The organism is Sphingobium sp. (genome assembly GCF_033795625.1).
In the GTDB taxonomy this organism is placed as follows: domain Bacteria; phylum Pseudomonadota; class Alphaproteobacteria; order Sphingomonadales; family Sphingomonadaceae; genus Sphingobium.
Genome location: NZ_JARYGI010000001.1, coordinates 41,638 through 67,200 on the forward strand (window position 1 = coordinate 41,638; position 25,563 = coordinate 67,200).

Below are 25,563 nucleotides of genomic sequence, written 5' to 3' on the forward strand. Positions count from 1 at the left end.
TCATGCTGCCTCCCGCAGAGCATGCGGATCCGCGCCCATTACGAGGCTGCGGATGGCTGACTGGTTGAAACGGAAGGAGAGCAGCGCGGAGGCGTGGTAACGCGTCAGGCCATAATCGGTGCGATAGGCAGGCGGCAGGAAAGCCAGCTGTTTATCGGTCGGCGGCTGCCGCAACCAGCTTCGGCTCTTGTGCGCGGATTCGTCGCTCTCATAGGTGTTGAGACAGTCATCGGCTGCGGCAAGGCAGATGCTGCGCTCACCCACCGCGAGCAGATGTGCAGGTTTCCGGGACTGGCCGCCGATGCCGTACCAGCGGCCGTTCAGGAAAAAGACGCCGGCCCATGCGTGAAAACCGTTGGCGACGAGCGCAGCATCGTCCCCGAACAGATCTACCCACTCGAAGCTCGACCGCTTCAACAGGTCGATTTCGGCCATGATGAACTGGCCCAGCGGTTCGGCGGGATCACGCGCCGAGCCTTCCCAGATGTGACCGCACAGAGGGCATTCGATTACTGCGGCCGGGACGACAGCGCCGCATTCAGGGCATTCCTTGCACGGCGCATCACCGGTGGCCTGCTTGCCATCAAGATCGACGTCCTGTTCGAGCGAGCCATGGATCAATGTCGATGTGCCGAAGTCGAGGACAACGCAGTCGGTCTTGACGATCCCGGAATATTCTTCCGGGTTCACGGTGCGCAGGCCACGCCCGATCATCTGGATCATCGTCGATTTGAACGAACTGGGGCGCAGCAGGACGACGCAGGAGGTCGGGGGATGGTCCCAGCCTTCGGTCAGTACCGCGACGTTGACGACCACCTGAATGTCACCGGCATCATAGGCCGCAAGGGTGGCGCGCCGGACGGCGTCATCGAGATCGCCGTGCACGACCGCTGCAGCAATGCCATTTGCGGTAAAGGCGGCAGCGACATTTTCGGCATGGCAGACGGTCGAGCAGAACACCACCGTCTGGCGGTCGCCGGCTTTTTCCCGCCAATGCGCAATGACCTGGTCGGTTACGGGCGCTTTGTTCATGATGGCATCGACCTGGCCCATGTCGAAATCGGCGGCCGTTTTGCGGACCTGGTCGAGATCCTCACGCACACCGACGTCGATCACGAAGGTGCGCGGGCGCACAAGATGCCCGGAGGCGATGAGTTCGCCCATGCGGATCTGGTCGGCCACATTGCTGAACACATCTCGCAACCCCTTGCGATCACCGCGGTTGGGCGTGGCGGTCACCCCGAAGATGCGCGCCATCGAATTGCGGGTCAGCACCTGGTCGATGATGCGGCGGTAGCTGTCGGCAACCGCATGATGCGCCTCGTCGATCACCAGCAGGTCAACCGCCGGCATGGCGTCGAGATTGGCCGGCCGGGAAAGGGTCGGCACCATCGCGAAGGTGACCTGGCCATCCCAGTTCTTGCTGCCGGCATCGACGACCGAGGTCGACATGCCAGGATTAACCCGGGAGAATTTTTCCCGGTTCTGGTCGGTCAGTTCATCCCGGTGGGCAAGGACACAGGCTTTGGCGCGGCTGTCGCCGATCATCTGGCCCGCGACTGCGGACAGAATGATCGTTTTGCCCGTGCCGGTTGGGGCGACGCCCAGCGTGTTGCCGTGGGTGTCGAGCGCAGACAGGCTGCGCTCGACGAAAAGGGACTGTCGGGGACGAAGGATCATGGCTGCCTCCTCACTGAGCCCAAGTGGGGCGACCGCCGGTTGCGGGCGTGGTGGAGGACTGGGCCGCCGGGGTTGCCGGCGCGGCCGCAACCGATCCCATCAGCGCCGCATATTCCCGGTGGTCCGGAGTCACAGCAGTACGGATGTCATTCTTGTCATCGCCGTTGCTGTCGGTGCCGATATCGATGCGGGCGATGAACTCCAGACCATCGAGATCGCCAAAGCCGCTGATGCGGCGGGCCGCCTGCGCCTGCGGGCTGTTGTCCTTGTCGGAAATCCCGCGCGCCGAGTTCAGCATCGAGCGCACCAGGCCGCGCCCCATATTGGCCCAGTCAGGACCCTTGGCACTGTAGAGCCCGATCATGCTGAAGACCTTGCGCTTGGCAAAGGGGCCTTCGACCACCGTGTACTCGGTGTTCAGATAGACTGAGCCGGTGGTGCCGCGGGTGGCATAGCCGCCCGTCCAGCCCTGGCTGGGATCGTCATGACCCCCGGGCCGGATGGTCACACGAACCTTGGCGAGCGTGCCCTTGGGGATGATGTTCGAGGTCCGTTTGGCGTCGTTGAAATCGTTCCAGCTACCCATGATGGGTCTCCTTGTTCAGGTCAGTTTGGGGGGATTGCGTGTCAGTGGCCGGCAGTGCAGGCAGGCCGAATTCCAGTCGTTCGATGGCTGGCGTTACCGGGCCGCGGATCTTGGCCATGAGGCGACCGAGGTGTGGTTCCTCAACCTGTGCAAGGCGGCCGGACCGGTCCTTTGCCGGGTAGGCCCAGGGGTTGATTGTCTGGCAGATGAAGGCTCGCGAAGCGTTGCCGGCCTCGTCCTTCACCTCGGCCATCGTCAGGACTTCATCGACGATGCCCGGCAACTCGAGTCCGGTCTTGGACCCGTCGATCTGCGGCTGAAAAACCTTGCGATTGAAGTCATCCAGCTTCTCGTCGAGGATGCCCACGAACCAGACATTCTTCGTCCGGGTGTGCTGAAGGTGGGTCAGCCAGGCGATCATCTCCCGGCCATGCAGGCCGTAGGCACCGCGCATGTCCGGCTTGCCCGTCTTGTCGGAAAATGCCTCGGGCTGGCCTTTGCACCACTGGAAGCACAGGCGCCCGGCAACCGTGATCGAGTCGATGAAGACTGTCTCGTACCGGTCGAGCGCCGCGGCATCGCCGAACCGGGCGCAAACGGCATTATAATGCGCCTGGCTGTAGACCTGATCGTCACGCAGCGCCGGGTTCGGCCCGCCGATGAACACGGCAAAGTCGCGGCATTCCTCCCAGGTGCGAGGACGGATGCTGTCGCCGGGCCAGCCTTCAATCGCGAGGTCGCCGGCCTCCAAGTCGAAAAACAAGGTCGTCGTGGCCAGGAGTGTCCAGAGCAGGCTGGTTTTGCCAATACCGGATTTGCCGAAGATCACGCCCTTGATGCCGCGGCTTTCCGCGAGACGCTGATCTGCTGAAATGATCGGGAGAGTCATCAGCCGACACTCCTCTTCAGCGCCGCCTTCACAGCAGGATCGACACCAGCCGCACCGGCCTCGCGGGCCATCTGGTACAAGCGCTTCAGAGCCGAGCCGCGGCGGTATGCCCTCGAGCTTTCCTCTTCCATCGCGACGATCGCGAAGGCGATGTCATCAACGGTCGCGTCCACCAGGGGGAGCGGGTCCTCGCTCTCGCGGGCCGGATGCGTGGGGAACGTGACCGTATCGGGCAGATCTTCGAGAGCGTAATGGGCTTTGCGCAGGCGCGCGATCGGGTTCGGGAACAACATGGCGAGACCTTTCATTCGGGGAGATCGCTGCCCTGGGCATCAGCCTCAGGCTCGCTGGAGTAGATGACCAACAGCGGGGTGCCGTCGGCGTGCGTGCCGGCCTCTTCGATGTGGTACCGGCGCTGAACCTTGAAGATTTCTGGCAATTCCCAGCGACGGTAGAGGCCGGGAATGCGCTTCAGAGGCTCAGTCGGGATGGCAGTCGTATCGCTCATCAACTGGGACTTTCTGTTTCTGGAGAGACGCTCGGTGCGTCCAAAATTGAAAAGCCAACGGCGCGCACCGAACGGGACAAGGAGGTCAGGATTTTTGTTCGGCATGGTCGCGCAGCCGCTTCAGCGCGCGCTGGAAGCGCTTGCGTGCCGCAGGTTCGGACAGGCCGATTTCCTTGCCAGCCTCGGCCTGCGTGCAGCCCTCGACCACGACGCGTATGACCAGACGGGCGTCGGTGCCGGTCAGGCAGGTCAGTTCTGCAATCAGCTTTTCGGGAGGGGTGTCCTCATCGGCGACCTCGATCGATCCGCCGTGGATGTCGGCGTCGAATTCGTCATGTTGCTGTTGCCGGAGGTTTTCTCGGTTGTGCGCGCGGAGGACATCGCGCTCGACATTTTTGAGGATGGTGGCGGCAATCCAGTTGACCTTCGTAAGATCAAGGTTCCGAACCGCCGCTGTGGCGCGAGCCAGTATCTCGGACGCGACTTCATCGGTGTGCCCGAGGCGCCGTGCTCGTGACCGGCGGAATACGCCGTCGAGTCCGGGCCACAGAGCCAACAGCATGATCGTGAGTGCACAGTCGCCGGCGCGGTCGTTCGACTTCGCGCTCTCGATCAGGCCGGCCAGGATGACGTTCTTCCTGTCCGAGGGCGCATCACCGCGATGCAGGTGGTCCAGCAAGGCCGCCGGATCCGCAAAACGGGTCAATTCCCGGTGGCTGCAGCGCACCGTGGCGAAACCGCGCTGGAAGTTGAGGGTGGAGGATGAATGCATGAGATTCCCGTGGAAATCGTGCCACGTGAAGGACATTGGACGCCTGCCTTGCGGCCGGGCGTCCAGCGCCTCCTTCCAGCCAGGTCAGGGCGTCGAGCGCCTCTGCGTTATGGGAATTTGGGGGTGTTTGTGCGCCTCAGCGCAGAGCGGTGTCGGTCACCGTGTTCAGCGATCCGCAGCCACGGCAGGTCGCCACCACAGGAAAGCCCACGAAGTATTCGTGCCCCCGCGCAAAGCGCAGGTGCATCTGGCCGTCACGGCAGACGCCGAGCAGCTTGGCGCAGCTGCTGCAGCGCCATTCGCGTTCAGTGGTGGAAGGGGTAGCGCCGGTGCTGTGGCTCTGATTGGCCACGCGGCGCGAGAGGTAGGGAGTCGTCATTGGGGGTGCTCCTCGTTTCAGGGAGCACACCTGTTGTTAGGTCGAATCGGAGATGGTCAGCCCCCCCAAAGGGAGATCAAACGGAGATGGGCTCTCCGCAAAGCGCCCAATAGGCACGCTGCGGCGAATACAGATAGCGGCCGTTGACCTCACTCCACTCATCGCCAAACAACTGGGGAAGCTGGGAAAAACCGGCGTATTCCTTCAACGCGGCAAGCTTCACGCCCGGCTCTCGGTCGCGGTAGGCGATGTAGAGACGTTCGAATAGTTTTACTTTTTTCGCTCCTGTGACGATGCGGGGATCCTGACCGGGGACAGTAATCTGAGCCGCATCATCGCCCTGCTTCCGGAAATGCACTGCGGTGCCGCGCGCCGCCGGATCAATCGCTGCTTCATACGCCGACCGCACGGCCTCCGGGTCGATCAACCCCGTCTCTTCGTCGATGTGATCCTTCAGGCTCAGGACGACATTGCAACCGATGTAGGGGAACCGGATTTCCTGCGGCACGAAAACAATGCCACGAATACGGTTGCCTTCGCCGCGGATCAGGCGGTCAGCGCCTTCGAGCAGCTTATCATCGGACAGAGCCCGCGCGAGATAGATTGAGGGGGTGGCCAGCCCGATCTGTGCCGACCCGATCTGATGAACGTGGTTAGCCACCTCACGCACACGGCCTTTCAGCCCCATTGGCTTGAGTACATCACGAAGGGCGTCTCGCAGATAATCGAATCTGATCACGTACTGCGTGACGTCCTCGACCGGGATACGCGGCCCAGCCCCCCCTTCGATAAGAGTCAACGTCGCCGCGTCGCCGGTGCTATCGCCCTCCACATCACGGACGACGTCTCCGAGTTCGTCGTCATCGAACAGAATGACATCGGACCATCCCTTTCGGGTCAGGAACCCCGCGCCGGTCAGCTCGGCTGCGCCGATGCCTAGCTCGTCAAGCGTCTGACCCGACGCCTTCTCATCCGTGAAATCGTAAAGCGCGAGTAGCTGCGGGAGCTTCTCTTTGCGCTGAGGCTTCGACAGGTCGCCAATCCGTTCCAGTACACCCCAGGCTTCCAGAAGATCGTAGCCCAACTCCCGTTTAGCGGGATCGCGCTCGCTCTGTATGTTGGACTTGTTGCGGCCGAAGACATCGAACTGCAGCGTTCCTTTTCGTCCGCGTCCATCGACATATTCGATGTGAAAGCGCACCTTGGTTACGTAGCCACCGCCTGAACTCGGAATGATCGCACCGAAAACGGCGCGCGCAATCGCCTCGATGTCGTCCTCAGGCGTAACGCTGAGACTGACCTTTCGAGACCAGCCACCCAGTGCCACCTGGACTTCCGTGATATTCGCTCGGCGGACACGGTGTGCCTCTTCGTCCGGGATCGGGAGCCTAAGCGAGCTCCTGAAGCGGGAAAGATTGTATGTCTTCTGCGTCAGCGGTTTGTTGGAAACGTCGTGCTTCAGAGTGTCGGCCGCGAAGATGTTCGCGACCAGCTTGCGCTCAACCATATCGCGGGAGCAGACCTCGATGCGTCTGCGTGCCTGCGAATAGACGAGAAGCATTTCGTCCGGCGGTCGGAAGTAAAGTATCTCGGTGGTTTTGTCCGGCCGCACGGTCTTCTGGCTGGCATAGGCGCCAAAGAAGGTGACCGCCACAAGCACGTCCTGGCTCTCGCCGTTCTCTGCAGGCAGGTCGATTGCCTCGACCTTGCACCCGTCTTCGTGCTGCAACCGATCCGCAATTTCGGCGGAAAGTTCTTCGTGATTAACCCCTTGGGCTGCCAAAGGGATGGACGCGTCGAGCGACCAGGCTTCGTAGAGCTTTCCGTGATCGCGATATACCCGCACCTGCATCGCTCGTTCGGCAGCTTCGAACAGAGGTTGGGTCTCGAGGTATGCCCAGAGGCTCCTCGCGATGGCATCTCGTTGCGCATTCAGGCCTTGGCTCGCGGCGAACCGCGGATCTTCGCCGAGCCGTCGCAGCATTGCTTCGGGCGTCTTGTCGGTCATCAACATGACACGCCGCGCCTCAATTTCTATTAGGTTTGTCCGGTCAGCTTTCAGGATTGTGATGGCTGCCGCCATGGTATCGCGACGTGCTTGCTCATCGGCGTCAACAGGAACTTCCTTCATCGCCTCTTCGAGAAATAGCGAAAACTGAGAGTGTGAAAGGAATCCGCTAATCAGCTCGATTGGGGATTCGACAAACAAGCGCGAAAGCTCTGGCGCGCTGCGAAACAATGACCGTGCCACCCCGACCCCCCTACCTGCTGCACTTTCAATATCTTAGTGCATGATTATCTGCCGATTTAATCGAGCAAAACAAGATACAAATACAGTCGAAAGGAGTGGAACGGCGACGAGGGCGTTCATTTCCGGCGTGATGTCCCAATTCTGCACGGCATCTGGCTTTTCCTGAGTGAAGTTCATTCTGTTGGAGCCGTCCGTATGAAACACCCGAAGCCGACGCCATCTTCAAACATGACGCCCGACGCCCGGCTTTCCGAGTTGGGTCGCATCCTCGCTGCCGGCGTCCTGCGCCTGCGCGAACAGTCCAGTTCGATATCTGCTGACAGCGGAGATAGTTCACTCGCAATCTCGCCGGCCAAGAGCGTCAGTCGTCCGCGGGCAAAAGCCCGGAATGGAGGACGATAATGCACAAACAGGACAATACGCAGGTGCTGGCCAGGCTGGCCGCGCTGAAGGCGATGACGGTCGGTGAACTGAAGGCGGAATGGCAGACCCTGATGGGATCGGCGGCACCCAATAACAGCCGGTCGTTTCTGGAACAGCGGATCGCCTACCGCATCCAGGAACTGACCTTTGGTGGAGTGACCAAGCCCACGCGCCAGCTGCTGGATGCCCTGGCCGACGAGGTCGAGGGTAAGAAGGTCAGGAGGTCGGTGATTTCAGACCCGCGCAACCCGGTCATAGGCACCCGGCTGGTGCGCGAATGGGATGGCGCGGAGCACGTGATCACCGTGCTGAAAGACGGGTTCGACTGGCAGGGGCGCCGCTACAAATCCCTGTCGGCCATCGCCCGCGACATCACCGGCACCCAGTGGAACGGCTACCGGTTCTTCGGCCTACGGGAACGGAAGGACGCAGCATGACCGATACAGCACCCCGGCGCCGCCTGCGCTGCGCCGTCTACACCCGCAAATCCAGCGAGGAAGGGTTGGACATGGAGTTCAACTCGCTCGATGCCCAGCGCGAGTCCTGCGAGGCCTATGTTGCCAGCCAGCGCGCCGAAGGCTGGGTCTGCATGCGCGAACGCTACGACGACGGCGGGTTCTCGGGCGGCACGCTCGATCGGCCCGGCCTCAAGGCCCTGCTCGAAGATGTCGAGGCCGGCCTGGTCGACGTCATCGTCGTCTACAAGATCGATCGCCTGTCGCGCTCGCTGATGGACTTCGCCAAGCTGGTCGAGGCCTTCGACCGCAACAACGTGACGTTTGTATCGGTGACGCAGGCGTTCAACACCACGACCTCCATGGGCCGGCTAACGCTGAACATCCTGCTGTCGTTCGCCCAATTCGAACGCGAGGTCACCGGCGAGCGCATCCGCGACAAGTTCGCTGCCAGCCGCGCCAAGGGCATGTGGATGGGCGGGTTCGTGCCGATGGGCTACGATGTGGTCGACCGGAAGCTGATCATCAACGACGCCGAAGCCGCCACGGTCCGCCACATCTTCCAGCGCTTTGTCGAACTGGGATCGGCGACCCTGCTGACCCGGGAACTGGTAGCAAACGGCACCCTGAACAAGCGCGGCAAGCCGATCGACAAGGGGTTCCTCTACAAGCTGCTGCGCAACCGGGTTTATCTCGGCGAAGCTGTCCACAAGGGCACCAGCTATCCCGGCGAGCATCAGGCGATCGTCACGCCTGAACTCTGGGATCAGGTCCATGCCATCCTGCAGGAAAGCCCCCGGCAGCGCGCGGCCAACACCCGCACCCAGACCCCGGCGCTGCTCAAGGGGCTGATCTTCACGACAAGCGGCATCGCCATGACGCCGACGGTGACGAAAAAGGGCAGCCGACATTACCGATACTACACTTCGATGGACGCTATCCGGAACCGGGCGTGCGAAGGCCGCGACAGCTTTGTCCGGCTCAATGCCGGCATGGTCGAAGGCGCCGTCGTCCAGCACATCAGGTCGCTGCTGCGCACACCGGAGATCGCGGCGCGGGCCATGGAGGCAGCCAGCCGGACTGCACCGGACATAGACGAGCAGGATGTGGTCACCGCGCTGGCTGGGTTCGATGGGCTGTGGGAATCGCTGTTCCCGGCCGAGCAGGCTCGGATCGCCCGGCTGCTCATCGAGCGGGTCACGGTCAGTGCCGATGGCCTTGCGGTTGACCTGCGCACGGAGGGCCTAGGATCGATCATCCGGGAAATGGTCACCCCGAAGCACGAGCTGGCAGCATGAGTGCCCCCACTACCATGCGGGTGTTCATCCCGCTCACCATCCGCAAGCGCAACGGGCGGCCGAAGATCGTGCCGCCAGCGGAGATGGTGCCGGACACCGGCGGGGTGGATCCGCATGTGCTGAAGGCGATCGCCAAGGCCTGGAGCTGGCGGCGGAAACTGGAAAGCGGAACATTGGCAACCATACAGGACATTGCCGAGGCCGAAGGGGTCACGCCCGCGTTCATCAGGCGCACGATGAAGCTGGCTTACCTGGCCCCGGCTGTGCTGGAGCAGATCCTGATTGCGCGGATCTCGCCGGCGGTGTCGCTGAAGGACATGTCGACGATCGCGGATCTGCCTTGGGTGGCGCAAAAGGGAGTCGTATTCCCGGCGGAATAGCCCTCGGCGCAATCTGGCGAGGTGGCGGTCCCGTGCTATAGGGCGAAGCCATGCCGCCTAAGTTCAAATCCCCGACTGAAAAGACCGTCCGCGACCTGCTCGACAGATATGCGTGTCCGGTTCCCTATCATGAAGTCCGCACACGATTTCTGGGCGCGATTGCGTCGCCGATCGTCGATGCGTCTCCGCTTCCGATTTTGAAAGGACTGTGGGGCGGCGAATTTCCGCCCTTCGACTCCATTGAGGACCTGAACAAACTGATCGATGTGCTGGTCAATGGCTTGTGGAACAGCCTGACCAAGCACAACAGCCGCTCTGCCCCGTTCCACTTGCAGCGTCTTGCACTGGAACCATCAGCCCAGAACCTTGCCAGGCTCGCACAGGTCCGCCGGCAGGAACTCGAGGGGTTTGTCGAAGGCCTGTTCAATGGCCACGACCGAGTGGATCTGCCGGAACGCGCTCACAAGGCGCTTGGGCACCTTGGGGAACTTCGCGCCATGATGGCCGGGATCGAGGATCTTGTGGCTCGCGATATCCAAGCAGAAAGCCGAACCCAGCTGGAGACAACATTCAAGCACGTAAGCGAGCTGACAAAGATCATGGAGGCCGAGATCCATGAGGCCATGATGTCCTGCGCGCGGGCGCGGCAGCAGATGCTGGCAGGCATCGAACTGCCCCGCTCATCCTTGCACTGAGGGCATTCATGCAATCCGAAGACCGCCTGCGAGAGAAACTGCGCAAGATCGAAGCGCTTTACGCCGGCGCTGCAACCGCTGGTGAAAAGGCGGCTGCCGGAGCTGCGGCGGACCGCATCCGTAAACAATTTGAGTCGGCCAGCCGGAAAGAAAACTCCGAGGAGTTCAAGTTTTCAATCCCGGATCCCTGGTCGCGTCAGCTCTTCATCGCCCTGTGCCGCCGCTACGGCGTTCGACCGTTCCGCTATCCGCGCATGCACCGCCAAACTGTCCTCATCCGCGCTCCCGCGAGTTTTGTGCGGCAGGTCCTGTGGCCCGAGTTCGAGGAGCTGAGCGATGCGCTGACCTCGCATCTTCTGAGATCACCGAGAAGATCATCCGTGAGGAGGTGCACGAGGCAACGCAGGACGCCGAAGAGGTCCAGGAGCCCCGCCGCTTACGATGAACCAGCCGGCTGCCTCGACGTCTGAAGTGCTGGTTGGCCATGTGGAACGGGTGACGTTTCACAGCGATGAGAGCGGCTTTTGCGTTCTGCGGGTCAAAGCCCGCGGCCACCGGGATCTGGTCACTACCGTAGGCCACGCGGCGATGATTTCCGCCGGGGAATGGATCACCGCGTCCGGCGAATGGACCAATGATCGGAACCATGGCCTACAGTTCCGGGCTCGGTTTCTGAAAACCTCGGAGCCCTCCTCGATCGAAGGCATCGAGAAGTACCTCGGCTCCGGCATGATCCGCGGAATAGGCCCTGTTTACGCCAAGCGGCTCGTGAAGATGTTCGGCAAAGACGTCTTCGATGTCATCGAAGCCACCCCGGAACGGCTGCGTGAGGTCCAGGGCATTGGCCCCATGCGCGCTGCCAAGATCACTGCGGCCTGGGCAGATCAGAAGATCATTCGCGAGATCATGGTGTTCCTGCACAGCCATGGGGTCGGCACAGCGCGCGCGGTGCGCATCTTCAAGACCTACGGCGCCGATGCCGTGCAGGTGATGAGCGACAACCCTTATCGGCTCGCCAAAGACATCCGTGGGATCGGATTTCGCACGGCCGACACGATCGCCGAGAAGCTGGGCATCGAGAAGACGGCCATGGTGCGGATTCGCGCTGGCATTTCCTTTGCCCTCACCGAGGCCATGGGCGAAGGGCACTGTGGGCTGCCCGTGACCGAATTAAAACAGCTGGCTGCCAAGCTGCTCGAGGTTGATGGCGCGCTGATTGAGACGGCGCTGGCGCTGGAACTGGAGGAACGGACGGTAGTGGCTGACACTGTCGGCGACATCGACTGCATTTTCCTTGGCGGGCTGTATCATGCCGAGAAGGCCATAGCAGATCGGCTAAGGTCGCTGCTCAAGGGACAACTGCCGTGGGCCTCCATCGGCACAGAAAAGGCCCTGCCTTGGATTGAGGGGCGCACGGGCCTGACCCTTGCTCCCAGTCAACGGGAAGCCGTGTCTCTTGCCTTACGCTCGAAGGTAACAGTGATCACCGGCGGCCCCGGCGTCGGCAAGACGACCATCGTCAATTCCATCCTGCGCATCCTGGCGGCCAAGTCCGTCAATCTCCTTCTGTGCGCACCAACAGGGCGCGCCGCCAAGCGTATGACCGAGGCGACGGGCATGGAGGCCAAGACAATCCATCGCCTTCTGGAGTTCGACCCCAAGGCGTTCGGGTTCAAGCGCGGCGAAGACAACCCTCTCGAATGCGACCTGCTGGTCATCGACGAAAGCTCGATGGTCGATGTCATGCTGATGCAGTCGCTGCTGAAGGCTGTGCCGGATACCGCCGCACTGTTGATCGTTGGCGACATCGACCAGTTGCCATCGGTCGGGCCTGGGCAGGTCTTGGCCGATATCATCCAGTCGGATGCTGTCCCGGTGGTCCGACTGACCGAGGTTTTCCGCCAGGCCGCCCAAAGCCGGATCATCACCACCGCGCACCAGATCAATCGCGGCCGCATCCCCGAACTTGGCAAAGTTGAAGGCGATACCGACTTCTACTTCATGCCGGCCGCTGATCCGGAGCAGGCCGTACCGCGGATCATCGATCTCGTCGGCAAGCACATCCCTCGCAAGTTCGGGTTTGACCCGGTGCGCGAAGTACAGGTGCTGTGTCCCATGAACCGCGGCGGCGTTGGCGCGCGATCGCTGAACATCGAACTTCAGGCCGCGCTGAACCCCAATCCGACTGCCAAGGTCGAACGCTTTGGCTGGACCTTCGCCCCCGGCGACAAGGTCATGCAGATCGAGAACGACTACGACAAAGACGTCTTCAACGGCGACATTGGCTACATCCAGTCCGTCGACACCGACGACGGCGAACTGCTGGTCGACTTCGATGGCCGCGAGGTCAGCTATCAGTTCGGCGAACTCGACACGCTGGTGCCCGCCTATGCAGCGACGATCCACAAGAGCCAGGGCTCGGAATACCCCGCCGTCGTGATCCCGGTCATGACCCAGCATTACGCCATGCTGCAGCGGAATCTCCTCTACACCGGCGTGACTCGCGGAAAGAAGCTCGTGGTGCTGGTCGGCCAATCCAAGGCTATCGCCATCGCGGTCAAGAATGAGTCCGGGCGGCGGCGGTGGTCAAAACTCGATGAGTGGCTTCAGGCTGCCGAGGACGTCATACTGCGCTCCGCGTGATCAATCATTCGCAGGCTTGATGATGCGCTTGGCAGCCGCATTGCGGCGGGCAGCGATACGGCCAAGCGCGACCTCGATCGGGAACACGTCCAGTTCTTCGGGGTCATAGCCATCGAGCCATTCGGAGACATCCGCATGGTCGGGGTGCTTGGGATCGACCCGCGCTTCCAGCATCTCGTCGAAACCGGGTATGCCGCCACAGTCCTCTGGCGGGCAGTCGCGCTCACCGGCAATGAAGCGAGGATAGCCAGTTCCGGGCGCGCCTGGGCGGACATCGCTGACAACGAGGCTGTGCTCCCAGCTGTCGCCAAAATCGTAGATGTAGTCGATCCGGGTGGTGTCGCCTGTCAGCACATCACGCAAGCGAACCCGATCTGCCACCTTCCGGGGCGCAGTGCCAAAGTCCTCGTCGATCGGCAGGCCGTAGGTCTTCCCGTCGATCACCATCTCCCAGAGGTGATAATCGCACCAGCCCATCGATACCTGAACAATGTCGTGCAGCACCTTCAGGGTGATGGACGTGGGCACCTCGACCACGCGCCAAATCAGCGGGTCGGAGCCCATAAGCTCGATGCGGAGGGTGACGATTTCAGTGAAGCTGTCGATGGCGCTGCGGGTCGTCATGCCGGGATCCATAGCAGATGGCGTGGCTATTGGCTGCTGCCGCCGGCAGATACCACCAGTTGCATTCCCGCCCGCCTGCCGAGATTGGGCGCAAAAGGTTCGGTTGAACGAAAGCCAGAAAACCTTGGATTTACGTCGTTTCTGGAGACCGAACCTTTTCAGCAGGGGTTCGGGTGAAAAGAGACAAAAGCCGATCAGAGACCGATTTTGGCGTTTTCGGCAGTCTCTGAGGTTCGGTCGCGATCGGCAAAACTGCGCGGAAGCTGGGGATTTTCATGCCCCATAAGGTCCATCTCATTGATTCGCATTGAGATTTTGGCGGAGCGGGAGGGATTCGAACCCTCGATACGCTTTTGACGTATACTCACTTTCCAGGCGAGCGCCTTCGACCACTCGGCCACCGCTCCGCATTGCACTGGAGGACGGCTCCCTATCGTGCGAGGCGTGTGTAAGCAAGAGGCGTGGCGCCGCGTAGTGACTTTCCTTTGCCCGGGGCTTGGTTATGCCTGCTTTCTTTCCCTTGCTTGCCGTCTCGTAAGCTTTGTTTCCATTCGCAATGAGCGAACGTCCTGTTTTCGCACGGCAGCTGATGTTCTGGACAGCACCGACATGTCACCAAACAAGGAACCACTCTTCGGCTTTTCCTTGCCGACGAATGCTCTGAACAGGTTCGGAGCGCGTCCATTACCGGCCGTCAGCTTCCTGCCGTGGAATTTGCGGGATGGAGAACTGAGCAGGCGCTCGTTCACTTCCTGACGTTACCGCATAAGGTAAGGCCGCGCCGACGGCCACTTTCAAAGACCTGGAGGCTTTGCCCACCTGTCCTCTCGTCGGGCTGATGAGCCCAGGCTCGCTGCTTCCTAAAGCGGCAGCCAAAGGCATTTAGCTTTCAGAAGGCCCTGCGGGCCTTTAGCTGGCCCACTTCGGGCTGTAATATTGAGGAAAGCGCTGCTTGAAGGCTGCGAGCTTTGGGGCATCCCAGCGCAGGATGTAAGGGTGGCGCGGATTGTTGGCCATGAAGTTCTGATGGTCAGAGCCGGCCAACTGGAACCCGCTGAAACGCTCGACCTTGGTAACGACTTTCCGCCGCCACAGACCCGACTGCCCAAGTTGCGTCAGATATGCACTGGCTGCGGCCGTTTGCCCGGCAGTCAGGGGGAACAGGGCGCTGCGGTATTGCGTGCCATGGTCGGGGCCCTGATAATTCAACGCGGTAGGGTCGGCGATGACCGAGAAGAACACGCGCATCAGCGTGCCATAGCTCACCTGTCGAGGATCGTAGGAAACCCGAACGGCTTCGGCAAATCCGGTATCACCATTGCTTACCATGTCGTAGTCGACTTTGCGGTTCGACGGTCCGCCAGCAAAGCCGGACTCCACGCGACGAACCCCCTTGACGTGGCTGAAGACGCCTTCCACGCCCCAGTAGCAGCCGCCTGCGAACACCGCTGTTTCCAGCTTTGCGCCAGCGGGCACATCTACTCTCGGCGCGGGTGCCGTGACCGCTTCTTCCGCGGCCAGGGCAACGGGAATGACGCCCGGCGCAAAGTGCCACACGGTTCCCATCATGCCGCCGCCCAAAGCAACGGCAAGAATCAGGGGCTTAAAGCGCGGAGTCATGATCCGAATGCGCCGACACGGTCGCCTGCTCATCCTGGCGCGGCTGGGCCTCGGCGGGATTGAGGGTAAGGAACCCGATGGTGCCAAGGACGAAGCCGCCGATGAACTTGACGAATACATCCGATTTCAAGAATGCGACCATGTCGCGTACCTTTCTTGTCTGCTTCACGGCCAGCTACGGGGGCCGGTTAGAAAAAGTTGCATTTCCCTTGGCTGAATGCCGTGACGAATGTCACAAACAGACGACGAAACTGTCGACCATTTCGACAAACCGCATCCAACAAGGTTGCTGATAGAAACTCATATAACGCGCACCCAGTAACAAACAAGGTGCGAGATTGAAACTGATTGTTTCAGTTCGCGCTATTTCAGCGCTGCGCAGGATTCCTGGATGCGCGTGCATGCCTTTTTCAACACTTCCTCCGAGGTCGCGTAGGAAATACGGAAAGCGGGACTAAGGCCGAATGCCCCGCCATGGACCGCAGCCACCTTGGCTTCGTCGAGGAAGTAGGTGATCAAATCCTCATCGGTCGCGATCTTCAAGCCCTTGGGCGTCGTCTTGCCGATCACGCCCGCGGCATCGGGATAGACGTAGAACGCGCCTTCGGGCGTCGGGCAGTTCAGCCCCGGGGCGTCGTTCAGCATCGACACGACCATGTCCCGACGGCGCTTAAAGGCCGCATTGCGTTCTTCGAGGAAGTCCTGTTCGCCCGTCAACGCCGCGACCGCTGCCGCTTGCGAGATCGAGCAGGGATTGGATGTCGATTGCGACTGCAGCTTGCCCATCGCCTTGATGATCCAAGCCGGGCCGCCCGCAAAGCCGATGCGCCAGCCGGTCATCGAAAATGCCTTCGAGCAACCGTTCACGGTAAGCGTGCGGTCATACAGGTCCGGGCAAACTTCAGCGATCGTGGCGAACGGCGTCGGCGCGTACCAGACATGCTCGTACATATCATCCGTCATCACCAGCACGTGAGGATGACGCAGCAATACTTCGCCCAAAGCCTTCAGTTCGCTTGCCGCATAGGCCGCGCCAGAAGGATTCGACGGCGAGTTCAGCATCACCCAGCGAGTCTTGGGGGTGATCGCAGCCTCCAGCTGTTCGGCTGTGATCTTGTAGCCCTGGCTCGCCGGACCTTCGATGAATACTGGCGTTCCCCCCGCATAGTTCACGATATCAGGATAGCTGACCCAATAGGGTGCCGGGATGATGACCTCGTCGCCCACGTCGACGGTCGCGACCAGCGCATTGAACAAGGTGTGCTTGCCGCCGGAATTGACGCTGATCTGCGAACGTTCATAAACAAGGCCATTGTCGCGCTTGAACTTCAGCGCCACGGCGTCCTTGACCGCTGCGGTCCCGTCCACATCGGTGTACTTGGTCTGGCCGTTACGGATGGCGACGATCGCCGCATCCTTGATGAAGTCGGGCGTGTCGAAGTCCGGCTCCCCCGCCGAGAGGCCGATGACATCGACGCCAGCGGCTTTCAGCGCATTCACCCGAGCGCTCATGGCAAGAGTGGCGCTGGGCTGGATGCGGCCAAGGGCGGCGCTGGTGCGGGTCATGAGAAAGAATCTTTCCTGAAGTAGGGATGCGTTCGCGTATGACGCGACGGTGGCTCCCTTAATGCGCAATCTCCGGTCGAGCAACCGTTGCAGCGGTTATTTCAGCATCGAACCGAAACCTTTTGCGCAGCCACCATCCCGCGCGAAGCATTGCCGATATAGAAGCCATCCTCCAGATCGTGCGGCCGCAGATCGCCTTCGACAGCATGTCCTTCATCCAGCAGGCTCTGTCGCAAAATACCCGGCAACAGACCGCGCGATAGAGGCGGCGTCACTAACCGGTCTCCACGCTCCACGAAAATCGAGGAAAAGCAGCCCTCGGTCAGATAGCCCGAAGCGTCCGTCATGAGGACTTCATAAGTGCCGCCAGCTTCCAGCGCCTGCCGATAGATCGAGCGGTCCGTCGTCTTGTGCGCCAGCCGGAAATCATCGGCAGCTGCAGGACATCGAACTACGGCGACGCGCATGATGGCATCCGGCCAGGTACGATGCTCCCGCACTTCGATGGCGACCGAGCCCTTGGGCGACACCAGCATCCGTATCCGGCTCCGCTCCCGCAGGCGGAAAGTCGCGGCCTGCAGTTCGTTGCGGGCGTCATGCCGGTTGAAGGAAAAACCCAATGCCTCGGCACTGGTTTTCAACCGCTCCATATGGAGATCGAGCAGGCGGACCCCTTCAAGCGGATCGAACGCCATCGTCTCCATGAGATCGAAACGGCCTTCCGCCGCGCCCTGTCCCGCTCCGCCCTGTGCCGCCCCTGCCGTGAAAACCGTCATAGTCGCCGTTTCGTTCATTCCGTTTCCGCCATGTGCGGAGTGAGGAAACGGGCCTTGTCGAGACATTCCCGCCACTCCGCATCGCGCAGCGAGTCCACGACCACTCCCGAGCCCAGACCAATGCGCCCCGTTGCCGCCCCATCTTCGACGGAAATGGTCCGGATGGCAACATTGAAGGCAGCATTGCCGTCCGGATCGATCCGCCCGATCGTGCCCGTATAGGGACCCCGCGGTCCGTGCTCCACTTCTGCTATCACTTCCATTGCCCTCACCTTCGGCGCGCCGGTGATGGAACCGCAGGGGAATATCGTCCGCAGCACGTCTATCGCCGACAGGCCGGGCAAAATGCGGGCGCGCACGGTGGATGTCATCTGGTGCACCGTGGGGAAGGTCTCGACATGGAAGAGTTCCGGCACCGTGACGCTGCCTGCCAGCGACACACGCGACAGGTCGTTGCGCAGCAGATCGACGATCATCAGGTTTTCGGCCCGCTGCTTCGGGTCCTCCCGCAACGCCGTCATGGCGGCTTCGTCCGAGGCGGCATCCACGCCGCGGCGGGCAGTGCCCTTCATCGGCCGAGCCGTCAGCTGGCCGCGCACGAGCGTGAAGAACAACTCGGGCGAGAAAGAGAGCAGCCATTGCCCGCCCGTATGCAGCAGCCCGCCATAGCCTGCCTGTGCCTGCGGGCGCAGGGCAGCGTATATCTCGCAAGGATGTCCGTGCAGCGCCACCTCGCAAGGGAAGGTGAGGTTCGCCTGATAGATGTCGCCCGCCCTGATGGCTTCCTGCACTCGGTCGAATGCGTCGGTGTAGCCTGCGATGTCGATCAGCGGGCGTGGGCGATCTGTGTAAGCGCCTGCCGGGGCGGGCAGCATAGCCGGAACATCTTCCGAGTTTACCGAACGAAAGCCGTCGAACAGGCCGAACCACACAAGCGGCATATCCCGTTCCATGCGTTCGCTTTGCAGGGAGGCAAGCCTGTCTTCCGTCGCGAATGCCGCGTCATAGGCAAGGTATCCTGCTGCATGCAGACCACGATCCGCAGCCTCGCCAATGCGGTCCAGCGCCACCTGAACTTCTCCATAGTCGTGCGCGACTATTATCTCGACGGGGTCACGATACAGCCGGGCAGGGGCGGGCTTGTGCGCGCGGGCGTCGTCGAAGAGGACGAAGGGTTCGGATGGGTCGGGCAGATGCATTTCCCAGCCTTTTGTCAAGTAACGACGGCGGTGACTAGGGCGACGTTGCACTTCCGATGCAAGGCGCTATTTATCGGTCATGTCGCTTGACCACCTTCCGGCCGATGGAGATCGGCCTTTCGGCCCCGCATTGTTCCGAGCCTTACGCAATCGCTGTCCTGCATGCGGCGAGGGCAAGATGTTCGGTCGCTTCCTGAAGCCCGTCGCGGCTTGCCCACACTGCGGCTTCGCCTGGGACCGGCATCAGGCGGATGACTTTCCCTCCTATGTCGTGATCCTTCTACTCGGCCACATATTGGTGCCGATCATGATCGAGACGATCCATCTCGGCATACCTATGGGCGTGCAGATATTCCTGTGGCCGGTGCTGGCGCTGGTGCTGGCTGCGGCGCTGATCCAGCCCGCCAAGGCTGGCGTCATCGCCTTTCAGTGGAGCCGCCGGATGCACGGGTTCGCAGGCTAAGATCGCGCCACTCGTGGCCATAGCTTCTCTCCGGCCAGAGCAAGGATCATCGTTGCGCCGGTGAGGGGGAACACAGCACCGGCGACGAGCATGGCAGTCGTAACGCCCCACATACGGGTTTGCGGCACCGGGCGCGGCGGCGCTGACAAGCGGCCACCCTGCCGCCGCTTCCACCACATTACAGGGGCAGACAGCGCCAGAAGCCAGACGCCGATACAGCCCCCCAGCATCACGAGGCGATTTGCTTCCCCATATTGCTGACCCTGATGCGTATAAATGCCCCACTCAACGGCCTTTGCCCCGGCCCCGAAATCGGCATAGCGCGCATCCTGCAACACGCGCCCGTCAGCAGCGTCGATGAAGAGGATGTGGTTGTCCTGAACGCGGGTCACGGGCGAGCTGGCCACCCACGGCGCGCCGGGCTCCTTTGGGAAGGAAAGCGTCAGTGCGCCGCCCATGCCGTGCGCTGCTGCTATCGCGGCGGCCCTGTCCGGCCCGATCACATGCGCGTGATGCCCCATAGGCTGCGTGCCGTCCCGCATCGACCATGGCAGCATCTGCGCGGTTTCATGATCGGCATGTTCGCTGGACGATGGCGCGGGCGTGGGGGGCCTGCCCAGGCCGGCGGCATTGATGCCCTCGCGCAGTCCACTGCCCCAGAATCCCGACCACGGCATCCCCGTCAGCGCCAGGAACAGCAGCACGCCGCCCACGAGCGCACCGGTGGACGCATGGAAGTCACGCCAGAAACGCCGGTGCTTTGGCGACCCACGCAGCGCCAGGGCTTGGTTAGTTCCCCGCGGCCACCAGAGAATGAAGCCGGTCACGCACAGCAAAATGGCCCAGCCTGCGACAATCTCCACCAGCCCATTGCCTATGGGGCCCGTGATGGCGAGACTATGCAGTTCCTTCACCGTTTCCATCAACCCGCCGCCCGCCATGGACCCCAGCACCAGCCCGAACGCCGGATCCACGAATGCGGTCTGGCGCGTGTCATCCGCCATGGTCACGCCGACTCTCCAGCTTTCCCGAGCATCCCCAGGCCGCTCGATACGTGTGACCCGACCGTTCGTCTGAATCTCCACATTTCGGACGATCTGAGACAGGCTGATGGGTTCTCCTGCATATTGGCGCTGAGTCCAGGCGCCATAATAAGCCCGCTCGATTTCCGGCTTGTAGAGGTACAGCGCCCCGGTGGTCGCCAGCCACAGCAGCATCGGAAGCACGATCAGCCCGGCATAGAAATGCCAGCACCATATGATGCGATGGAAGGAAGCGGCGTCCATCACAGCGCACCACAAGGCGCGCGAAAAAAAGCAGTCATGTGTTCATCCTCTGAAATGCAAAAGCGCCCGAGATCGCGCAGGGCAGGCCGTCAGAGGATAAGAGGCGGTCCCGTCGGTGGAGGCAGGGGCGCGGCAAGACCATTGCCGATGGCCACAGTGCTGTAGAGCAGGGCCTTTTCAATGGTGGGCGCGACGATTGCAACGGACAGCCCGAGATGCTCGGGCAAGGCGAAGAGGTTAAAAAAGCCTGCGAAGGAGCACGGCTGATCGGCGCGGTCGTCGTTGGCAGGCTGTTGCTTGTGAAGCTTGCCATCGCCGTCCACCCAGACGGACATCGCGCCAGCGCCGGTGCAAAGCTGGAGCGTGTAATCACTGCCGGCAGCGGCAGGCATCCATCCCGCCGGAATCAAGGAACGCGTAGCCAGCATGCATAGCAACACTGCCAGCATCCAGAGGCGCGTAAGCCCAAAACCGCGCGCGTTTATGGCCCATAGTCCACGCATTCGGCGCCCTTTAACCAGCCATAGGCGCACTGTCGACTCATCCATAGCTTGCTGCCAGACATGCCAAATGCTCTAGTTCGAACATACAAGACTTTGCAGGGAGACGGTCTTGACCGGAGACATCATCAGCAGACTAGGTGCTAGCCCGCGCTATCATACGCTGGTTCGGAGACGTTCGCGTTTCGGATGGCTGCTGTCGGGTCTCGTTCTGGGCGCATTCACGGTCTTCACGCTGCTGATGGCTTACGAAAAAGCATGGATGGCATCACCCATCGGCGCGGGAGTCACGTCCATTGGCGTTCCGATCGGCATGGGCCTGATCCTGTTCGCCATTGCGATGACGGCGCTTTACGTCTGGCGATCCAATACGGCGTTCGACAGCGAAATGGCGGCCCTAATCGCGGAGCTGGAGCCATGAAGCGCGTTGCGCTGGGAGCTGTGGCCTTAGGCATTCCCGCCCCCGCTTTTGCCGACGCCTTGAGCGGCGCAACCGAGCAGCAGCCGACAAACTGGGTCGCAATCGGCATGTTCGGGCTGTTCGTGCTGCTCACGCTCTGGATAACCAAGGCCGCGGCAGCGCGCACCCGCACGGCCAGCGACTTCTATACAGCAGGCGGCGGGATCACAGGCTTCCAGAACGGGCTCGCGATGGCAGGCGACTATATGTCCGCGGCATCCTTCCTCGGCATCTCGGCGCAGATCTTCGTGGATGGCTATGACGGGCTGATCTATTCGACCGGCTTCCTCGTGGGCTGGCCGATCCTGCTGTTCCTAATGGCGGAGCGGCTGCGCAATCTGGGCAAATATACGTTTGCAGACGTGGCGTCCTACCGCTTCGCCCAGCCGCCGGTGCGCAGTTTCGCGGCGGGGAGTACGCTGCTCGTGGTGTCCTTCTACCTCATCGCGCAGATGGTCGGCGCGGGGCAGCTCATCAAGCTGCTGTTCGGGCTGCCCTACACCTATGCCGTGATCATCGTCGGCGTCCTGATGATGCTGTACGTCCTGTTCGGCGGCATGCGGGCGACGACCTGGGTGCAGATCATCAAGGCGGTTATGCTGCTCGCGGGCGCGACGTTCATGGCAGTCATGGTACTGGCGCAATTCGGCTTCTCGCCCGAGGCGCTGTTCGCCCGCGCCGTGCAGGTCAAGACCAGCCTCGCGCTGGCGGGAGGCGCACCGCCCGCCGAAGCAGCCTCTAAAGGGTTGGCGATCATGGGGCCGGGCGGCTTCATCAAGGACCCCGTGTCGGGCATGTCGCTCGGCCTCGCATTGATCTTCGGCACGGCGGGCCTGCCGCATATCCTGATGCGCTTCTTCACCGTTCCCGATGCCAAGGAGGCGCGCAAGTCCGTATTGTGGGCGACCACCTGGATCGGCTATTTCTACATCCTCATCTTCTTCATCGGCTTTGGCGCGATCGTATTGGTGGCGACGAATCCCGCCTATCTGGACGCGGAGGGGGCATTGCGCGGCGGCGGCAATATGGCGGCGATGCACCTGGCGCATGCCATTGGCGGAAACCTGTTCCTGGGTTTCATATCCGCCGTCGCCTTCGCGACCATCCTCGCGGTGGTCGCCGGGCTCACATTGTCCGGAGCGTCGGCCGTCAGCCACGACCTTTACGCGACTGTGCTCCGCAAGGGAGAGGCGACATCCGACGAGGAACTCAAGGTATCGCGCATGACCACGCTGGGCCTCGGCCTCGTGGCAGTGGTGCTCGGCATCGCCTTCGAGAAGCAGAATGTCGCCTTCATGGTGAGCCTTGCCTTCGCGCTGGCGGCGTCCGGCAATTTTCCCGTGCTGATCCTTTCGCTTCTTTGGAAAGGCTGCACCACACGCGGGGCGGCATGGGGCGGCGCGATCGGTCTGGCTACCGCGTTCATCCTGACGGTCCTGTCCGCAGCGATCTGGGAGAAGGTGCTGGGCCTGCCTGACGCGCCGTTTCCTTACTCCTCGCCGGCGATATTCTCGGTGCCCGCAGGGTTCATCGCGATCTGGCTGATCTCGCTACTGGACACCGGGCCGCGCGCTGCGATCGACAAGGCGGGATATGAGGCGCAGCGCATCCGTGCCGAAACGGGCATCGGAGCGCATGCAGCCTCAGATCACTAAGCCACCCCCATTGCGTTTTCCTTGAAGCTGCGTAATGAGCGCCGCGACGCCCCGGCCTGTCGAGGCGTCATGATCGCGCCGGTGCCCGAAAGGGCTTGAAAGGGAATGTGGTGAGATGGGGCAACCCATCAACTCCACGGCTGTCCCTGCAACTGTAAGCGGTGAGCGCGATGCACGCGCACTCTTCCTTCGCGGAAGGGGCAACCACTGGGGCGCAACCCCTGGGAAGGTGTGCATCAAGCCATGACCCGCGAGCCAGGAGACCTGCCAGCGCACCGGTCGCTCTTGCTTTGGTCCAGGGATAGGTCAGGGCACGGTAGTTCTCCGTCTGAGCGACGAACCGAAGCGGCTGGGGCCGCATCGGCGCGCGTGACGGGTGCTGCGGTGTCCATCCCTGACGTGCGTCGACCGTTCGCGGAAGCCCCGGCCTGTCGCTCTTTGCGACACCGCGGGATATTGATGAAATGACCACTCGTTTTTTGCTGGGCTGCGCCGTTGTCGCACTAGTGCCCAATGCCGCGCTTGCGCAGGCACCTACCCCCGATGCCGCTCCCGCCTCCGATAGCGGCAAGGTCACCGACCAGATCGTCGTGACCGGCACGCGTGCGCCAGATGGACTGACAACCGCCACTTTTGGTTCTTCCATCACTGTCATCAAGGCAGAGGACTTGAGCGATCGCCAGACGCAGATCGTTTCGGACGTGCTGCGCGACGTTCCGGGCATTGCCGTCAACCGTACCGGCGGCGTCGGCGGACTGACGCAAGTGCGCATCCGAGGCGCAGAGGGCAATCACACATTGGTGTTGATCGACGGCATCGAGGCTTCCGATCCGACCTACGGCGAATATGACTTCGCGACTCTGTTCGCCGATGATGGCGCGCGAGTCGAAGTGCTTCGTGGAGAGCAGAGCGCGCTTTACGGATCGGACGCCATTGGCGGCGTCATCAACTACATCACGGCCGCTGGCCGCAGCCTGCCGGGCTTCAGCGCACGGATCGAAGGCGGATCGTTCGATACCGCGCAAGGTTCGGCACGTGCGGGAGGCACCGTCGGCGACGTGGATTACGCCATCAGCGGCTCCTATTCCGGCATCGGCGGCTATGCCATTGCGCCGGGTGGAACGCGGCATGTGGGGTCGAGGATCGGCACCGTCGGGGGCAAGCTCGGCTATGCCATCGGCTCGGTCGCGCTACGTGCCGTCGCTCGCTACAATCACACCGATGCGGAACTCAGCGATCAGGACTATGCCGACACCGGCAACGCCACGGACGGCGGCGGCTCCTATCGTAACAGTGCGTTCTACGGGCTGGTAGGCGCGCGCATCGGCGCGGACGGCGACCGCTGGATCAATGACATAAGTGCGCAGATCCAGGACAGCGACCGCGACTATTACGGTGAAGACGGCGACCTCCAGAGCGCGACGCGTGGACGCCGTCAGAAGGCAAGCTGGGTGTCTACCCTGCAGCTTGGATCTGGCCCTCTCACGCATGGGATCACCGGTGCAATAGACTATGAGCGGGAGGAATTCCGCAACGCCGGCGCCGTCAATGCGGGGAATCCGCTTCGCCGGACAGTGAACTGGGGCTTCGTCGGCCAGTATGACGTAAAGCTGGAAGATCGTGGCGGCATCGGCCTTGCCGTGCGCTATGACGACAACAGCCGCTTCCGCAACAATACGACATGGCGTGCGCAGGGGAGTTATCGGTTCGAAACCGGCACGCGCGTTCATGCGGCGGGTGGCACGGGGGTAAAGGCGCCCAGCTTTTCCGAACTGTTCGGTTATTCGCCCACCAGCGGCTTCGTGGGCAATCCCGATCTTAAGCCGGAAAAGTCGACTGGCTGGGAAGCGGGCGTGGAGCAATCCTTCTTCGAAGGACGCGCGCGTATCGACGCCACATATTTCGAGGCAGACCTAGAGGACAAGATCGTATCGACCTTCTCTCCAGTCTATACCGCCATCAACAGGGCGGGTCAGTCGCCGCATCATGGCGTCGAAGTCTCTGTCGATGCAGCTATCTTGCCAACGCTCCGTTTCAACGCGGCATACACATATCTGAAGGCGAAGGATGAAAGCGATGTCGTGCTGATCCGCCGCGCAAAGCACATTGCCAGCGCCAATCTCAGCTGGCGGACGTCGGATGAGCGCTTCGGCCTGAACGCGACCGTGCGCTACAATGGCAAGCAGCTCGACACCAACTTCGCGAAGCGCGTGACTGCGCCGCTGGATGCTTTCACGCTGGTCAATCTCGGGGCCGACTTCACTGTAGTTCCGGGGGTCTCGATCTACGGACGCGTCGAGAATCTGTTCGACGAGGACTATGTGGAGAATGTCGGCTTCCTGGCACCCGGTCGTGCGGCCTATGCCGGCATCAAGTTCCGCATTTGATCGCCCGCAGGCTTCGGCCTTCAGGATTGTGGAAGGGGGTGGCGCAAGTCACCCCCACAAACAGCGCA

26 protein-coding genes, 1 tRNA gene and 1 riboswitch are annotated in these 25,563 nt (G+C 61.9%); of the genes, 10 read left to right on the forward strand and 17 right to left on the reverse strand.

Translation table 11 applies throughout. From position 1 onward, the window contains the following. From QHC67_RS00250 to QHC67_RS00285, 8 genes are all read right to left on the reverse strand, one after another. Entirely contained in the window at positions 1-1,680 is a 1,680-nt protein-coding gene (locus QHC67_RS00250; RefSeq protein WP_319289702.1) for a DEAD/DEAH box helicase, read from the reverse strand. 10 nt (positions 1,681-1,690) lie between these two features. Continuing rightward, entirely contained in the window at positions 1,691-2,266 is a 576-nt protein-coding gene (locus QHC67_RS00255; protein ID WP_319289703.1) for a hypothetical protein, read from the reverse strand. Continuing rightward, positions 2,259-3,095, reverse strand: coding sequence for an ATP-binding protein (locus QHC67_RS00260; protein ID WP_319289705.1), 837 nt, complete (start codon positions 3,093-3,095; stop codon positions 2,259-2,261). The genes QHC67_RS00255 and QHC67_RS00260 overlap by 8 nt, the downstream gene beginning before the upstream one ends. Positions 3,096-3,154: 59 nt before the next feature. Further along, positions 3,155-3,463 carry a hypothetical protein gene (locus QHC67_RS00265; RefSeq protein ID WP_319289707.1) on the reverse strand — a complete coding sequence of 103 codons (309 nt, stop codon included), beginning with the start codon at positions 3,461-3,463 and terminating at the stop codon, positions 3,155-3,157. Beyond that, complete coding sequence (locus QHC67_RS00270; RefSeq protein WP_319289709.1) at positions 3,460-3,663, reverse strand: hypothetical protein; 204 nt, start codon at positions 3,661-3,663, stop codon at positions 3,460-3,462. Before QHC67_RS00270 ends, QHC67_RS00265 begins: the two co-directional genes overlap by 4 nt. 85 nt (positions 3,664-3,748) lie before the next feature. After that, positions 3,749-4,471, reverse strand: coding sequence for a sigma-70 family RNA polymerase sigma factor (locus tag QHC67_RS00275; protein WP_319289711.1), 723 nt, complete (start codon positions 4,469-4,471; stop codon positions 3,749-3,751). Between the two features lie 100 nt (positions 4,472-4,571). Then, the gene (locus tag QHC67_RS00280; protein ID WP_319289713.1) at positions 4,572-4,814 is read right to left on the reverse strand and encodes a hypothetical protein; all 243 of its coding nucleotides are present in this window, start codon (positions 4,812-4,814) and stop codon (positions 4,572-4,574) included. A 76-nt stretch (positions 4,815-4,890) separates the two neighbouring features. Further along, entirely contained in the window at positions 4,891-7,023 is a 2,133-nt protein-coding gene (locus tag QHC67_RS00285) for a hypothetical protein (RefSeq protein WP_319289715.1), read from the reverse strand. Between the two features lie 443 nt (positions 7,024-7,466). On the opposite strand from QHC67_RS00285, the gene QHC67_RS00290 reads away from it, so the two are divergent. Genes QHC67_RS00290 through QHC67_RS00315 form a run of 6 tightly spaced genes read left to right on the forward strand, consistent with a single transcriptional unit; the run spans position 7,467 to position 12,959 of the window. Continuing rightward, positions 7,467-7,925 carry a DUF2924 domain-containing protein gene (locus QHC67_RS00290; protein ID WP_319289717.1) on the forward strand — a complete coding sequence of 153 codons (459 nt, stop codon included), beginning with the start codon at positions 7,467-7,469 and terminating at the stop codon, positions 7,923-7,925. Then, positions 7,922-9,241 (forward strand): recombinase family protein, encoded by a 1,320-nt coding sequence (locus QHC67_RS00295; RefSeq protein ID WP_319289719.1) that lies wholly within the window; start codon positions 7,922-7,924, stop codon positions 9,239-9,241. Before QHC67_RS00290 ends, QHC67_RS00295 begins: the two co-directional genes overlap by 4 nt. Next, positions 9,238-9,621, forward strand: coding sequence for a hypothetical protein (locus QHC67_RS00300; RefSeq protein WP_319289722.1), 384 nt, complete (start codon positions 9,238-9,240; stop codon positions 9,619-9,621). Before QHC67_RS00295 ends, QHC67_RS00300 begins: the two co-directional genes overlap by 4 nt. A gap of 50 nt (positions 9,622-9,671) precedes the next feature. Further along, positions 9,672-10,316 (forward strand): hypothetical protein, encoded by a 645-nt coding sequence (locus tag QHC67_RS00305; RefSeq protein WP_319289724.1) that lies wholly within the window; start codon positions 9,672-9,674, stop codon positions 10,314-10,316. Positions 10,317-10,324: 8 nt separating this feature from the next. After that, on the forward strand, positions 10,325-10,786 hold the full coding sequence (locus QHC67_RS00310) for a hypothetical protein (RefSeq protein WP_319289729.1): 462 nt from the start codon (positions 10,325-10,327) through the stop codon (positions 10,784-10,786). Continuing rightward, positions 10,758-12,959 carry an ATP-dependent RecD-like DNA helicase gene (locus QHC67_RS00315; RefSeq protein ID WP_319289731.1) on the forward strand — a complete coding sequence of 734 codons (2,202 nt, stop codon included), beginning with the start codon at positions 10,758-10,760 and terminating at the stop codon, positions 12,957-12,959. The genes QHC67_RS00310 and QHC67_RS00315 overlap by 29 nt, the downstream gene beginning before the upstream one ends. Here QHC67_RS00315 and QHC67_RS00320 read toward each other — a convergent pair whose 3' ends face one another. From QHC67_RS00320 to pabB, 7 genes are all read right to left on the reverse strand, one after another. After that, complete coding sequence (locus QHC67_RS00320; RefSeq protein WP_319289733.1) at positions 12,960-13,583, reverse strand: plasmid pRiA4b ORF-3 family protein; 624 nt, start codon at positions 13,581-13,583, stop codon at positions 12,960-12,962. 316 nt (positions 13,584-13,899) lie between these two features. After that, a tRNA-Ser gene (locus QHC67_RS00325) sits at positions 13,900-13,990 on the reverse strand. A 502-nt stretch (positions 13,991-14,492) separates the two neighbouring features. After that, positions 14,493-15,152, reverse strand: coding sequence for a peptide-methionine (S)-S-oxide reductase MsrA (gene msrA, locus QHC67_RS00330; protein ID WP_319290042.1), 660 nt, complete (start codon positions 15,150-15,152; stop codon positions 14,493-14,495). Between the two features lie 34 nt (positions 15,153-15,186). Next, positions 15,187-15,345: a hypothetical protein gene (locus QHC67_RS00335; RefSeq protein WP_319289735.1), complete on the reverse strand. Its 159-nt coding sequence runs from the start codon at positions 15,343-15,345 to the stop codon at positions 15,187-15,189. 221 nt (positions 15,346-15,566) lie between these two features. After that, a complete protein-coding gene (locus QHC67_RS00340; RefSeq protein WP_319289737.1) occupies positions 15,567-16,769 on the reverse strand; it encodes a pyridoxal phosphate-dependent aminotransferase in 1,203 nt (400 codons plus the stop codon). Positions 16,770-16,870: 101 nt separating this feature from the next. Next, positions 16,871-17,545 carry an aminotransferase class IV gene (locus QHC67_RS00345; protein ID WP_319290044.1) on the reverse strand — a complete coding sequence of 225 codons (675 nt, stop codon included), beginning with the start codon at positions 17,543-17,545 and terminating at the stop codon, positions 16,871-16,873. 14 nt (positions 17,546-17,559) lie between these two features. Continuing rightward, positions 17,560-18,744, reverse strand: coding sequence for an aminodeoxychorismate synthase component I (gene pabB, locus QHC67_RS00350; protein WP_319289740.1), 1,185 nt, complete (start codon positions 18,742-18,744; stop codon positions 17,560-17,562). A 79-nt stretch (positions 18,745-18,823) separates the two neighbouring features. Here pabB and QHC67_RS00355 point away from each other — a divergent pair, with 79 nt between their 5' ends. After that, positions 18,824-19,207, forward strand: coding sequence for a DUF983 domain-containing protein (locus QHC67_RS00355; protein WP_319289742.1), 384 nt, complete (start codon positions 18,824-18,826; stop codon positions 19,205-19,207). Here QHC67_RS00355 and QHC67_RS00360 read toward each other — a convergent pair. Then, positions 19,204-20,493, reverse strand: a complete 1,290-nt coding sequence (locus QHC67_RS00360) for a PepSY domain-containing protein (protein ID WP_319289744.1) — start codon at positions 20,491-20,493, stop codon at positions 19,204-19,206. The genes QHC67_RS00355 and QHC67_RS00360 overlap by 4 nt on opposite strands. 89 nt (positions 20,494-20,582) lie before the next feature. Beyond that, positions 20,583-20,885: a hypothetical protein gene (locus tag QHC67_RS00365; protein ID WP_319289746.1), complete on the reverse strand. Its 303-nt coding sequence runs from the start codon at positions 20,883-20,885 to the stop codon at positions 20,583-20,585. 220 nt (positions 20,886-21,105) lie between these two features. Here QHC67_RS00365 and QHC67_RS00370 point away from each other — a divergent pair, with 220 nt between their 5' ends. The 3 genes from QHC67_RS00370 to QHC67_RS00380 all read left to right on the forward strand — a co-directional run bounded on the left by QHC67_RS00370 (position 21,106) and on the right by QHC67_RS00380 (position 25,495). Then, positions 21,106-21,414, forward strand: a complete 309-nt coding sequence (locus QHC67_RS00370) for a DUF485 domain-containing protein (RefSeq protein ID WP_319289748.1) — start codon at positions 21,106-21,108, stop codon at positions 21,412-21,414. Beyond that, entirely contained in the window at positions 21,411-23,108 is a 1,698-nt protein-coding gene (locus QHC67_RS00375; RefSeq protein WP_319289750.1) for a cation acetate symporter, read from the forward strand. The genes QHC67_RS00370 and QHC67_RS00375 overlap by 4 nt, the downstream gene beginning before the upstream one ends. A gap of 62 nt (positions 23,109-23,170) precedes the next feature. After that, positions 23,171-23,395: riboswitch (cobalamin riboswitch) on the forward strand. A gap of 177 nt (positions 23,396-23,572) precedes the next feature. Continuing rightward, positions 23,573-25,495 (forward strand): TonB-dependent receptor plug domain-containing protein, encoded by a 1,923-nt coding sequence (locus tag QHC67_RS00380; RefSeq protein WP_319289752.1) that lies wholly within the window; start codon positions 23,573-23,575, stop codon positions 25,493-25,495. Positions 25,496-25,563: the final 68 nt, after the last annotated feature.